Here is a 12,522-nt window from a genome sequence, read left to right on the forward strand (position 1 = left end):
TATCGTCTCTGGTCCACAAATGGTCCACGGATTTCTCCGTCCGGTGAGGGTTCAGCCCGTGTCCGGTACAGAGCTCGATGGTGCGTGACCGGCTCGAGGCGCACGTGCTTTCCCGTCAGGGGATGGCGCGGTGAAGCTGGCGGGGAGTGTGTCCGGTCCAGCGGCGGTAGGCGCGGCTGAAGGAGGCTGCGTCGTGGTAGCCGAGGCGTCCGGCGATCTCGCCGAGGGTGATGCCGTCGATGGTGAGTAGATCATCGGCGAGGGTGGCGCGGATTTCGTCGATGAGTTCGCGGAAGGTGGTGCTCTCGGCGGCGAGGCGGCGGCGCAGGGTGCGCTCATCGAGGTGCAGGCGGGCCGCGATGGTTTCCATGCTGGGTGAGGTGTCGAGTTCGGCCAGGATCAGGGAGCGGACGTGGCCTGCGGTGCCGCGGCGTTGGTGCCGCAGGGTCAGTAATTGGTCGCATTGTTGTTCGAGTGCGCGGGCGACGACTGAATCCGACTGGGGGAGAGGGGCATCCAGGATGGCGGTGTCGAAGACGATGGCATGGCGGTGGGTGCCGGTGGTGAGCGGTATGGCGCCGATCCGTTGGCGTAGGGCGCTCGCGCGGGCGCCGGTGAAAGAGGTCTCTATTCGAACCCCGCGCCGGGGGCCGACGATGACCGGGAGCAGGGTGGCGATTTTGGTGAGCTCGCGTTCGACGAAGAAGGCGCACACATCAGGCGGGATCTCGGCATCGTCGAAAACCACCGCGGAGTATTCCTCGCCGGGCTCGACCATCGGTTTGATGAAGGCGAAGGACAGTTCGGCGTAGCGGACGCCGAGCCGGATCATTTCGCGCACGCTAGGGCTGGACAGGATGGCGTAGCCCCAGATGCCCAGCGCACCATAGGTATAGCGGCTTCCGGCGTCCGCGCCGAGGCCGGGAACATCACCGAGGCGGCACAACAGATTGCGGGCGATCGTCAACTCTTGACCAGCCTCGACCTGGGTGTCCGGATCGATCAGGTCGGCGGGCGACAATCCCGATCCGACCAGGCATTCGGTTGCGGTCCTGCCATGATCTACTCCCAGTTCGACCAGTATTCGCGCGGCCGCGGGGCCACGGGGGTGATCCCATGCGGGCATACTCCGCGACTCCTCGCCTGTGACTCCCGGCACTATTGTGTCCGCGAATGTCAAAGATACGCCCTGATGTGACAACGACGTCACCGCGTCCTGATTCTTACTCTGCCCAGCATGAAGTCTTCGATACCCCGGGTCGGCATTATCGGTGCCGGCTTCGGTGGCCTCGCCGCCGCGATGGAACTGGACCGCAACGGCCTCGGTGATTACATCGTGTTCGAGCGCGGCGACTCTGTCGGGGGTGTGTGGCGGGCCAATTCGTATCCGGGTGCGGCCTGCGATGTGCCCTCGCCCATCTACTCGTTCTCCTTCGAGCTCGAGTCCGACTGGTCGCGCCGATTCGGGTCGCAACCCGAGATCCACGACTACCTGGTCCGCACCGCCGATAAATATGGGGTGACACCCAAGATTCGATTCGGCACGGAGGTCATCGCCGCGTCGTTCGATGAGGACGCGGGACAGTGGCAGGTCCGGCTGGCCGGTGGTGAAACGCACCGGTTCGACGCACTGATCTGCGCGACGGGCCAGCTGTCCCGGCCCAAGATTCCCGATGTCGAAGGGCGCGAGGAGTTCTCGGGAATCCAGTTCCACTCTGCGGAGTGGATTCATGGCGTCGATCTGGTGGGCAAGAAGGTCGCGGTGGTCGGCAGCGGCGCGAGTGCCGTGCAGATTGTGCCCGCGATCGCGGACCAAGTCGGCGAGCTGCATGTGGTGCAGCGCTCGGCGTACTGGATCGGCAATAAATGGGATCACCGCACGAATCCGGTGTTGCGTCGCCTACTCGGGACGATCCCCGGCCTGGCTCGCCTGCAGCACAATATCGAGTGGATCTGGTACGAGTCGCGTGCCCCGCTCATCTCTCGCAAGGCGTATCCGCTGCAGCTCGGCTTCGAGAAGTGGCTGCGGTTCAAAATGTTTCGTGAGATCCGCGATCCGGAGCTACGTTCGAAGGTGCGGCCGGACTACCGCTTCGGCTGCAATCGAGTCCTGGTGTCCAACAAGTGGTACCCGACGTTGGATCGCGACCACGTGTCACTGCACACCGAGGGTGTCGAGCGAGTGACCGAGACGGGCCTGGTGCTGACCGACGGTTCGCACGTCGAGGTCGATGTCATCGTGTGGTGCACCGGATTCACCGCCAGCGAATACCTGGCGCCGATCGATATCATCGGCCGAGACGGCCGCGACCTACACGCCGAGTGGAAGCGCGGACCCGAAGCGTACCTGGGTATTTCGGTGGCCGGATACCCGAACCTGTTCATGATGTACGGCCCGAATACCGGTTCGCTGACCAACACTGTCATCTACCTGCTGGAGAAACAAGCCCGCTATGTGCGGCTCGCGTTGCAGCGGATCGCCGGGCAGGGCGGCTGGCTCGACCTTCGCCAGGACGCGCAGGACGAATTCAACGCAGACCTACAGGGCAAGCTCGCCGGCACGGTATTCACCACCGGCTGTCCGGGTTGGTACCACACCGAGGACGGCAAGGTGACCGCCGTCTGGCCGGGCTCTCATCTCGCCTACGCACGAGCGACCGACACGGTGAACTTCGACAACTACGAACACGGCAGGGCGGTCTCCCGATGACGCAGCGAAAGACATTGTCCGGCAAGCGGATTGTGATCACCGGCGCCGCCCGCGGCATCGGCTTCGCCACCGCTCGCGATGCCATCGAACGTGGTGCGCGCGTGGCATTGCTGGACCGCGACGATCTCGCCGTGAAGCAGGCCGCCGAACAGCTCGGCCCGGCGGCCTGCGCCTTCGTCGCCGATGTGACGGACGCCGACCAGCTCCGTGCGGCCATCGATGCGGCTGCCGTGGCGCTCGGTGGTCTCGACGTCGTGTTCGCGAATGCGGGGGTGGCGCCGAAAATGGTCACCGTATCCGGCACCAGCACAGCGGAATTCGATCGGGTGATCGGGATCAATCTGCGCGGGGCCTGGAATACCGTTCAAGCCGGTCTACCGCATCTGCGGGCCACTTCAGGGCAGATCGTGCTGGTCGCCTCGGTGTACTCGTACCTCAACGGGGCGTTCTGCGCACCGTACGCGGTGAGCAAAGCCGGTGTGGAAGCCCTGGGCCGGACCCTGCACGTCGAACTCGCCACCGAGGGAATCGCCGTCACCACAGCGCATTTCGGATTCGTCGACACCGATTTGGTGCACGGCAGCTTCGACGGCGACCCGCTGACCGAGCAGCTCGAGGCGCTGTTTCCCGGTGCGCTCACCAAGCGCATCAGCCCCGAGCGCGCCGCCGCGGAATTGCTGCGCGGGGTCGAACGCCGAAAGTCGTGGATCGTCGCTCCCGCACCGTGGTTGCCACTGGATTGGCTGCGCGGGATATCGGGCCCATTGGGTGATGCCGCGCTGGCCCGGCTGCCGAAGTTCCGGCAGCTGGTGGCGCAGGCACGCGCGCGGGAAGACGCGGCGGAGGGCACCGCATAATGGCATTCGCGATACAGCGCACCATTGATGCGCCGATCGAGGTGGTGTTCGACTGGCTTGCCGAGGTCACGAACTATGCGCGGGTGCCCGGGATCTTTCGCGCGATATCGACCAGCCCCGGTGCACCCGACCCGAGGGGTGTCGGGCTGCGTCGTGAGGTATCGGCCGCGGGAGTGCTGTTCTCCGAGGAGATTACCGAGTTCACCCCGCCGTCGCGGATCGGTTATGTCGTGCGCCGGAGCAAGCCGTCGTTGCCGCACCGCGGCGGCACCATCGAGCTGCGGCCAGAGGGCGATCGCACCCTCGTGGTGTGGACGATCTTCTTCCAGGTCAGCACGCCTGTCATCGGCAAAGCCGCGACAGCGCTCGGAGCCGTCGCGCTCGGTGCGGGCTTTCGATTGATCCTGGCTACCGCCGCTCGTGAATGCCGTAGGGGTGTCCGCTCGTGACCGATATCGACATCCTGGATCCCGCCGACGGGGCCCTGTTCGCCACCGTTCCCGACCAGGCCGAGGACATCGCGCGCATGGTGGGCGAGCTGCGGCTGGCACAAACCGCCTGGGAGGGGCTGGGCGCGGCCGGTCGCGCACGTTGGCTGGGCCGTCTGCGAGATTGGCTGGTGGACAACACTAACGGCGTGGCCGAGGTGATCCGCCGCGAGTCCGGCAAGCCGATCGGTGAGGCGTTGCTCGAAGTGGCGATCGCCGTGGACCATATGACCTACTACGTGCGCAATGCCGAACGATTTCAGCGTGCGCGTCGCCCGTGGCCGCACGGTCCGTTGACCGCGCTCAAGCGACTGAGCGTGACCTACCACCCGTATCCGGTCGTCGGTGTCATCACCCCGTGGAACTTCCCGCTCGCGCAAGCCACGCTGGATCTGGTGCCCGCACTGCTGGCCGGTGCCGCCGTGATCGTGAAACCGTCGGAGTTCACGCCGCTGGCCATACAGGAGCTGGCCGTCGGATGGGCGGAGATCGGCGCGCCGACGGTGTTCGCCGCGGCTACCGGTGCGGCGGCCGCAGGTGCGGCGGTCGTCGACGCGGTCGACTATGTCCAGTTCACCGGTTCCACCCGGACCGGACGGCAGATTGCCGCGCGGGCGGGTACGCGACTGATCCCGTGTGGCCTCGAACTCGGTGGCAAGGATCCCGCGATCGTGCTGCCCGATGCGGATCTGGCCTTCGCGGCCAAAGGCATTGTCTGGGGCGGACTGGCCAACGCGGGACAGATGTGCACCGCCGTCGAGCGTGTCTACGTGCACTCCTCGGTGCACGAGGAGTTCGTTCGGCTGCTCACCGCCGAGGTCGAGCAGCTCACCGTGGACACGACCGGCGGACCAGCGACCGATATCGGGCCCCTCACCACACAGGCCCAGCGCGCGATCGTGGAATCCCAACTCGCGCAAGCCCTCGACGCCGGAGCCCACGCCCGGACCGGTGGGATACCGACCGGAGACGGAACGCTGGTCGCGCCCACCGTTCTCGTCGATGTCGACCACAGCATGGTGGTGATGCGGGAGGAAACCTTCGGCCCGGTACTGCCGGTCATGGCCTACGACAACCTCGATGAGGCCATCCGGCTGGCGAATGACAGCCCATACGGGCTCTCTGCCAGCGTCTGGACCCGGGATCGGCGCGCGGGTGAGCAGGTCGCCGCACAGCTACAGGTCGGTGCGGTGGACGTCAATGATGTGCAAGCGCATTTGCTCTGCTTCCCACTGCCGATGCACGGGTGGAAGGAATCCGGGATCGGCGGACGCCACGGTGGTGCCGAGGGAGTGCTCAAATACTGCCGCCCCCAGTCGATTACGACGCCGAGGGTCTCACTGCACCGGCTCAACGTACTGATCTGGTTTCCCTACACCCCCTTCAAAAGCGCCCTGATCGCCCGCACGGTGCGCCTGTTCGATGCCAGTGGCGTGCCGCGCCGACTCGGCCTGAAGTAGACGGAGTTTCCGCCGATGACAAAGACTTTCGCAGCCGAGGCCACCACCATGTGCGCGGCGTTCCAAGCAACCATCGCCCGCCGCCGCCCGGATGCCGTGGCGATCCGCACGGTCGGCGGTGCCACGACCCTCACCTTCCGCGAGTGGGGTGAACGGGTCCGCGAACTCGCGGGTGCGCTCAGTGCCCTCGGTGTCGGACACGGCGACCGGGTCGCGTTGATGATGGCCAATCGGCCGGAGTTCTACCCGATCGACGTCGCCGTCCAACACCTCGGCGGCACCCCGTTCTCCATCTACAACACCTCGGCGGTAGAGCAGATCAACTACCTGCTGTCCGATTCCGGGGCACGAGTCGTGTTGTGCGAGAGCCAATTCGCCGATCGCCTGCTGGCCGCGATACCGGGCACCGCGGTCGAGCATGTCGTCTGTATCGACGCCGAACTCGCGGGGACCATCAGCCTGGACGCCGCTATCGCGATGACCGACCCGGCATTCGACTTCACCGCGGCTTGGCAGGCTGTGCGGCCCGATGACGTGCTGACCCTGATCTACACCTCCGGCACCACGGGCAATCCTAAAGGCGTTCAGCTGACCCATGCGAATGTGCTCGCGCTGATCGACGCGTTCGACGAACTACTGCGTATCGACCACAACGGCCGGATTGTCTCCTATCTGCCCAGTGCGCATATCGCCGACCGGTGGACCGCGCTCTACACGATCGAGGTCTACGGCAATCAGATCACCACGGTCGCCGACCGCAAGGACTTCGCCGCCGCACTGGCGGACACCCACCCCACGGTGTTCGGCGGAGTCCCGCAGGTGTGGCAGAAACTGAAGGCGGCGGTCGAGGCCAAACTGGGTGAGGCCACCGGAATCAAAGCGGCACCGGCGAAGTGGGCCGTCGAGGTCGGCCGTGAGACATCCGATGCGCGCCTGGACGGCAAGTCCACCGGCCTGGCGTTGCGACTGCAACACCAACTCGCGGATCGCCTCGTGCTGGCGAAGCTGCGCTCGGCCCTGGGGCTGGACGGTCTGACGCTGGCGGTGTCCGCGGCTGCGCCCATCTCGCCGGATGTGCTGCGCTACTTCAACGGTCTCGGGATTCCGGTCGGCGACACCTGGGGTATGTCGGAACTTTCCGGGGTCGTCACGCTCAATACCCCCGACAATCTGCGCCCCGGCACGGTCGGCCGTCCCGTGCGCGGTTGCGAGCTCCGTATCGCCGAGGATGGCGAAATCCTGGCTCGCGGACCGTTCGTGATGAAGGGCTATCTCAATCAGCCCGAGAAGACCGCGGAAACGATCGACGCGGACGGCTGGGTGGCGACCGGCGACGTCGGCGCCATCGACGCGGACGGCTATCTGACCATCGTGGACCGCAAGAAGGAACTCATCATCAACGCGGCCGGCAAGAACATGTCGCCGGGCAATATCGAAAGCTGGATCAAGGCCTTCTCGCCGCTGATCGGCCAAGCCATCGCGATCGGCGACAACCGAAAATACAATGTCGCACTGATCGCACTGGATCCTGATGCTGCCGCGATTTACGCCGAAAAGACGGGTGTCGCAGCCGATCCCGCGACCCTGGCGAAGGATCCGGGAATCCGCGCAGCAGTCGAAGCCGCGGTCGAACTGGCCAACGCCAAACTCTCCCGCGTCGAACAGATCAAGAAGTTCGCGATCGTCCCCGACTTCTGGGAGCCGGGCAGCGACGTTCTCACCCCGACCATGAAGCTACGGCGCAAGCCCATCAACGCCAACTACGCGGAAATGATCGAACACCTCTACGCGTGACGACGTTTCGCAGGGTGCCCGACCCACACATCGAAGGAGCTCAACGGTGAGACACCCCGAGGCCGCCGTCCTGCCCGCGACTCGGCGCAGCGACCTGGTCGGAAGGCTCTGCCGGACAATGCGCACCCGAATAGATGATTGGACGCTGACCGACCGTAGCGTCCGAATAATTCGTCTGCTCGCCGATTCCACCGGGATATTGCGCAACCCGCTCACGGCGCGAAGCCGGTCGGTGCGCACGGAATCGATACGCGGCCAATGGGTTCACGCGGGTCGAAGGTCGTCAGCCGGTGTTGGTGCCATTCTCTACCTGCACGGTGGCTGCTACTTCTTCGGTTCCAGCCGTTCGCATTACGGAATCGCCAAACGGCTGTCGCAGCACGCGGGTTGTCCGGTATTCCTGCTGGATTACCCGCTCGCTCCGGAACAGCCATTTCCGGCAGCACAGGACGCCACCCTCGCCGCCTACCGTTTGCTGCTGGACACCGGCCTCGCTCCGGAAAGTATTGCCATAGCGGGAGATTCGGCGGGCGGTCACCTCACCGCCGCGCTACTGAATGATATCCACCGACTCGGCCTCCCCATGCCCGCGGCGGCCGCGCTCTACTCCCCGGCGGCCGACTTGTCCGGGGAACTCGCCCGCCAGGCCAACCTGCGCGCCCCGGATCCGTTGTTACCGTTCGCCTTCTTGGCTGAGGGCGCTGCGTCCTACCTCGGTGGCGTGCCCCCCACCGACCCGCGCGTCGACATCCTCGCTGCCGACAAACGACGCTGGCCACCCATCCTGATCCAGATCGGCGAACTCGACATCCTGCGAGACGACGCCCACGCTCTTGCCGAATCCCTGCACGCCGCCGACCGCGACTGCGCACTGCAAATCTGGCCGGGCCAGCCGCACGTCTTCCAAATCCTGGCCGGCGTACTGCCCCAGGGCCGGGCTGCGATTCGCTGCTCCGCGGACTTCCTCCGCAGCCGAATGGTTACCGGTCCGGCCGGTCACCGACCGGACGAAGAACAGGGCCCTGCCGCTGAATAGCCGCAGGGCCGGAAATCACTGCACGCAAGAAGCATTGGTGATTCCGGCCCCGGTGTCTCGGCGGCGCGATCAGCTCGATCTATCGCACCGTGCACGCGCGTGTCAAGTCCGCGATCTCGGACTCCGGCAAACCCCAGGCGGTCAGGGCTGCTGCGATATCGCGCCCGCCGGTATCCATGGCTACTGGTTCATCGAGCTGCGAGCGGCTGAAGCGCGGGGCGGGAGCGGGCTGGATCATTCCGCCGACTTCGACGAATGCCTTGCGCGCCTGGTTGTGTGGGTGTTCGTGTGCCTCCCACGGTGACAGGACCGGGGACACGCAGGCATCGGAATCGGCGCAGAGGCTGGCCCATTCATCGCGGTTCTTTGTTCGGAATGCTTCTCCGACCAGCTTTTTCGTCTCCTCGAACCCGGCCGGGTCCATTTGGAACGGCAGTCCGGCAGCGTCGATGCCGAGCTTGTCCAGCAGTTGAGCGTAGAACTGCGGTTCCACGCAGCCGACCGCCACATACTTGCCATCGGCGGTCTCGTAGGTGTCGTAGAACGGGGCGGCGCCGTCGAGCATGTTCTCCCCGCGCGGGTTCGGCCACATGCCGCCCGCGCGCATGCCGTGCAGGAACGACATGAGGATATTCGCACCGTCGACCATTGCGGCGTCGATGACCTGGCCCTTGCCTGAGCGTTCGCGCTCATAGAGCGCCGCGAGCACACCCAGAGCCAGGAATGATCCGCCACCGGCGAAGTCGCCCAGGAGATTCAGGGGTGCGTGGGGGCGTTCTCCGGCACGGCCGATCGGCTCGAGCGCACCGGCGATGGCGATGTAGTTGATGTCGTGTCCGGCTCGCGGAGCCAGTGGACCTTCCTGGCCCCAGCCGGTCATCCGGCCGTAGATCAGTCGCGGATTCACCGCCAGCAACTCGTCGGGTCCGATGCCGAGTCGTTCGGCGACGCCGGGGCGGAAACCTTCGATGAAGACGTCGGCGTCTCGGACGAACCGCTTGACCGCGGCAACCCCTTCGGGGCTCTTGAGGTCCACCGCGACGCTGCGGCGGCCGCGATCGAGGGGACCGGCCGGCGGGGTCACCGCGGCCGATCCGCTCGCCCGATCTACGCGCAGGACCTCCGCGCCCAGATCGGCGAGGATCATGCACCCGAAGGGAGCCGGTGCGAGACTTGCGATTTCGACTACTTTGACTCCGGTCAACGGGCCCATGATCGCTCTACTTTCTGGTTGAGATAGGTAGGGGCACTACAGGCTTCGCGAAATCAGTTCCTTCATGATTTCGCTGGTGCCGCCGTAGATCTTCTGGATGCGGGAGTCGGCGTACATGCGGGCGATCGGGTACTCGACCATGTAGCCGTAGCCGCCGAAGATCTGCACGCAGCGGTCCACGACGATGCACTGCTGTTCGGTGAGCCACCATTTGGCCTTGGCGGCTGTGGTGATGTCGAGTTCGCCGCGCAGATGCTTCTCGATGCAGCTGTCCAGGTAGGTCCAGCACACCGAGGCGAGGGTGTCGCATTCGGCGAGGACGAATTTGGTGTTCTGGAAGGCGAAGATCGGTTTGCCGAACGCGGTGCGTTCCTTGGCGTAGTCGACGGTCACCTGGACCGCCTTCTCGACGGTGGCCGCCGCCGAGACCGCGAGAATGAGCCGCTCCTGCGGGAGCTGCTGCATGAGCTGGATGAAGCCCTGCCCCTCCACCCTGCCCAGGACATTGGCCTGGGGCACCCGCACGTCGACGAAGTTCAGCTCGCAGGTGTCCTGGCCGTGCTGGCCGACTTTCTCGAGGTTGCGCCCACGCGAGAATCCGGGGAGATCCTTGGTTTCCACGCCGATCAGCGAAACATCGCCGATCCCACCGGCATCGGCGGTCTTGGCTACCACGATGACGAGATCGCACAGGAACCCATTGGAGATGAAAGTTTTCGCGCCATTGATGACGTAGTCTCCGCCCTCTTTGACCGCCCGCGTCTTGATCGCCTGCAGATCGGATCCGGTACCCGGCTCGGTCATGGCGATGGCGGCGACCATCTCGCCGCTGGCCATCTTGGGCAGCCACGCGAGCTTCTGCTCGTGGGTGCCGTACGCGTTGATGTAGTGCGCGATGATGCCGCTGTGCAGCATGCCGCCGAAACTCGGTGCGAGAGTGCGGACCTGCTCGATGCCGATGGCCGCCTCGTGGGCGAAGTTACCGCCGCCACCGCCGTATTCCTCGGGGATGCTGGCACACAGCAGGCCGAGTTCGCCCGCCTCGTACCAGACGTCCCGGTCTACGTGCTGCTGCTTGGACCACCGGTCCTCGTGCGGCACACAATATTTGGTAAAGAAGTTGCGGGCCAGTTCGGCGACCTGGTCGAGGTCGTCGTTCATCCACCCGGGGCGGTGCGCGGTCACGAGATCTCCCTGGAAGTGTTCGAGATGCCCGCCATTTCCCGGACCAGCTGGGAGACAGCAGAGGTGGCATCGAGTTGGGGGCAATGCCCGGCATGCGGCAGCACGACAAGTCGGCTGCCGGGGTTGGCGTCGTACAGAATTCGACTGGCCGAGACCGGAACGAGCCGGTCACGGGCACCGTGCACGGCGACCAGTGGGACACGCACGTCGCCGTGATCGGTCGTGCGGTCGAGCTCGGCCTTGAATCGGGCGCCCAAGCGTAGGAGCCGGTGGGTTTCGGCGGGGTCGGATGCGACCGCCGCGAGTTGTGCCACGACCTCGGGAACAACTGCGGATTTGCGCCCGTACAGCAGCGATTGCGCGGCTCTGGTGGCCAAGGATCGATGCACTCGCTCGGGGCAGCCAATAGCGGCGTAGAGCTGATTCGCGCTGACGATCGGATCGAGCCCGATCGAGACGAGCCGCCTCCAGGTGATCCCGGCGGTATCGAGGGCGACCACCGCATTGACAGGCAGGTCGACCGCGCGCCCGGCCCGGAGCGCCATGGCCGCGCCGAGTGAGTTGCCCACCAGTACAACACCGTTGGAACCCGCGTAGCGCCGAATCACCTCTCCGAGAAACCTATCCAGCTGCGGCACCAGGCTGCCCGGTAGCAGCGGATCGGCCTTCCCGAAGCCGGGCAGGTCGACGGCTACCGCCGCCCGCCCGGCCCGGTGCAGGAGATCGAGAAGGGGAATCCAGGTCTCGGCCGCGTGTGCGAAACCGTGCACCAGCACGATGGTGGGGCCGTCACCGGCCACCACCAGTTCACGAGTGCGGTACTCGGAGTAGGTGGCCCGTCGCTCGACGCTGAACGACGTGGGCATCAGGACCAGCGATCGAACTGCGCGGGCAGCTCGTCCAGGACCCACGGTCCGTCGACTTCGACCGTCTCGGCGAAGGTCCAGCCTTCGAGTAGCGAGACGGCACCGCCCTGCACCGCGAGCACCTTGCCATTGAGCGGGCACTTCTCACTCGCCAGGTAGGCGACGATGGGCGCGATATTGGCCGGGCTGAAGGCGTCGAATTCGCCCTCGGGCACCTCTTCGGCGAAGATGGCGGCCATGCCGGGGGTGGCCAGGGTAAGCCGGGTGCGGGCCACCGGCGCAATCGCGTTGACACGCACCCCGTACCGCGAGAGTTCTTCGGCGGCAACGAGAGTCATCGCGGCAATGCCCGCCTTGGCAGCGGCGTAGTTGACCTGTCCGGGCAGCGTCGAGAAGGTGCCCGAGGCGGAGGCGGTGTTGATCACCGAGGCATTGCGCGGCGTTCCCGCCTTCGACTGCTCTTTCCAGTACACGGCCGCGTGGCGCAGCACATTGAAGTGGCCGTTCAGGTGCACACCGATCACCGATTCCCACTGCGCGCGCTCGATGCCCGCGATGAACGCGTCGCGCAGGATGCCCGCGTTGTTCACCACGATGTCGAGACCGCCGAACTCTGAGATCGCCTGGTCGACAAGCTTCTTCGCACCATCCCAGTCGCTGACGCTGTCGGTGTTGGCGACCGCCCTGCCGCCCGCGGCGATGATTTCATCGACGACCTGCTGTGCCGGGCCGGCGTCGGAGCCGGCGCCGTCATTGGACCCGCCGAGGTCGTTGACGACCACGGCAATACCTTGCGAGGCCAGCAGCCGCGCGTGTTCGCGGCCGATGCCGCGTCCCGCCCCGGTGACGATCGCGACGCGTGAAGAATCTGTTGCACCCATGTGAGTTCCCTTGTCTAGGTGTGGAAGTGGGT

General features: G+C 65.7%; 11 protein-coding genes. 6 read left to right on the forward strand and 5 right to left on the reverse strand.

Annotation, left to right across the window (positions count from 1 at the left end; all coding sequences use genetic code 11):
• Positions 1-115 precede the first annotated feature (115 nt).
• Positions 116-1,126 (reverse strand): AraC family transcriptional regulator, encoded by a 1,011-nt coding sequence (locus tag IBX22_RS35110; protein ID WP_194820146.1) that lies wholly within the window; start codon positions 1,124-1,126, stop codon positions 116-118.
• A 111-nt stretch (positions 1,127-1,237) separates the two neighbouring features.
• On the opposite strand from IBX22_RS35110, the gene IBX22_RS35115 reads away from it, so the two are divergent.
• Genes IBX22_RS35115 through IBX22_RS35140 form a run of 6 tightly spaced genes read left to right on the forward strand, consistent with a single transcriptional unit; the run spans position 1,238 to position 8,345 of the window.
• Complete coding sequence (locus IBX22_RS35115; RefSeq protein ID WP_194820147.1) at positions 1,238-2,710, forward strand: NAD(P)/FAD-dependent oxidoreductase; 1,473 nt, start codon at positions 1,238-1,240, stop codon at positions 2,708-2,710.
• Complete coding sequence (locus tag IBX22_RS35120) at positions 2,707-3,567, forward strand: SDR family NAD(P)-dependent oxidoreductase (protein WP_194820148.1); 861 nt, start codon at positions 2,707-2,709, stop codon at positions 3,565-3,567. The genes IBX22_RS35115 and IBX22_RS35120 overlap by 4 nt, the downstream gene beginning before the upstream one ends.
• Positions 3,567-4,016, forward strand: coding sequence for an SRPBCC family protein (locus tag IBX22_RS35125; protein ID WP_194820149.1), 450 nt, complete (start codon positions 3,567-3,569; stop codon positions 4,014-4,016). Before IBX22_RS35120 ends, IBX22_RS35125 begins: the two co-directional genes overlap by 1 nt.
• Positions 4,013-5,515, forward strand: coding sequence for an aldehyde dehydrogenase family protein (locus IBX22_RS35130; RefSeq protein ID WP_194820150.1), 1,503 nt, complete (start codon positions 4,013-4,015; stop codon positions 5,513-5,515). The genes IBX22_RS35125 and IBX22_RS35130 overlap by 4 nt, the downstream gene beginning before the upstream one ends.
• Before the next feature lie 15 nt (positions 5,516-5,530).
• Entirely contained in the window at positions 5,531-7,309 is a 1,779-nt protein-coding gene (locus IBX22_RS35135) for a long-chain fatty acid--CoA ligase (RefSeq protein WP_194820151.1), read from the forward strand.
• 46 nt (positions 7,310-7,355) lie between these two features.
• A complete protein-coding gene (locus tag IBX22_RS35140; protein WP_194820152.1) occupies positions 7,356-8,345 on the forward strand; it encodes an alpha/beta hydrolase in 990 nt (329 codons plus the stop codon).
• Positions 8,346-8,424: 79 nt separating this feature from the next.
• Here the strand turns inward: IBX22_RS35140 and IBX22_RS35145 are convergent, their stop codons facing one another.
• Genes IBX22_RS35145 through IBX22_RS35160 form a run of 4 tightly spaced genes read right to left on the reverse strand, consistent with a single transcriptional unit; the run spans position 8,425 to position 12,490 of the window.
• Positions 8,425-9,558: a CaiB/BaiF CoA-transferase family protein gene (locus IBX22_RS35145; protein WP_194820153.1), complete on the reverse strand. Its 1,134-nt coding sequence runs from the start codon at positions 9,556-9,558 to the stop codon at positions 8,425-8,427.
• Between the two features lie 36 nt (positions 9,559-9,594).
• Positions 9,595-10,719 (reverse strand): acyl-CoA dehydrogenase family protein, encoded by a 1,125-nt coding sequence (locus IBX22_RS35150; RefSeq protein WP_194820245.1) that lies wholly within the window; start codon positions 10,717-10,719, stop codon positions 9,595-9,597.
• A 20-nt stretch (positions 10,720-10,739) separates the two neighbouring features.
• Positions 10,740-11,609 carry an alpha/beta fold hydrolase gene (locus IBX22_RS35155; protein WP_194820154.1) on the reverse strand — a complete coding sequence of 290 codons (870 nt, stop codon included), beginning with the start codon at positions 11,607-11,609 and terminating at the stop codon, positions 10,740-10,742.
• A complete protein-coding gene (locus IBX22_RS35160; RefSeq protein ID WP_194820155.1) occupies positions 11,609-12,490 on the reverse strand; it encodes an SDR family oxidoreductase in 882 nt (293 codons plus the stop codon). Before IBX22_RS35160 ends, IBX22_RS35155 begins: the two co-directional genes overlap by 1 nt.
• Between the last annotated feature and the right edge of the window lie 32 nt (positions 12,491-12,522).

This window comes from Nocardia sp. XZ_19_385, assembly GCF_015355755.1.
Classification (GTDB): domain Bacteria; phylum Actinomycetota; class Actinomycetes; order Mycobacteriales; family Mycobacteriaceae; genus Nocardia.

What these genes read in the sequence shown, in the direction of transcription:
- IBX22_RS35135 (WP_194820151.1), top strand. Translation starts at nt 5,531, where the DNA reads ATGACAAAGACTTTCGCAGCCGAGGCCACCACCATGTGCGCGGCGTTC.
- IBX22_RS35145 (WP_194820153.1), bottom strand. Translation starts at nt 9,558, where the DNA reads ATGGGCCCGTTGACCGGAGTCAAAGTAGTCGAAATCGCAAGTCTCGCA.
- IBX22_RS35120 (WP_194820148.1), top strand. Translation starts at nt 2,707, where the DNA reads ATGACGCAGCGAAAGACATTGTCCGGCAAGCGGATTGTGATCACCGGC.
- IBX22_RS35150 (WP_194820245.1), bottom strand. Translation starts at nt 10,719, where the DNA reads ATGAACGACGACCTCGACCAGGTCGCCGAACTGGCCCGCAACTTCTTT.
- IBX22_RS35125 (WP_194820149.1), top strand. Translation starts at nt 3,567, where the DNA reads ATGGCATTCGCGATACAGCGCACCATTGATGCGCCGATCGAGGTGGTG.
- IBX22_RS35115 (WP_194820147.1), top strand. Translation starts at nt 1,238, where the DNA reads ATGAAGTCTTCGATACCCCGGGTCGGCATTATCGGTGCCGGCTTCGGT.
- IBX22_RS35160 (WP_194820155.1), bottom strand. Translation starts at nt 12,490, where the DNA reads ATGGGTGCAACAGATTCTTCACGCGTCGCGATCGTCACCGGGGCGGGA.
- IBX22_RS35155 (WP_194820154.1), bottom strand. Translation starts at nt 11,609, where the DNA reads ATGCCCACGTCGTTCAGCGTCGAGCGACGGGCCACCTACTCCGAGTAC.
- IBX22_RS35110 (WP_194820146.1), bottom strand. Translation starts at nt 1,126, where the DNA reads ATGCCCGCATGGGATCACCCCCGTGGCCCCGCGGCCGCGCGAATACTG.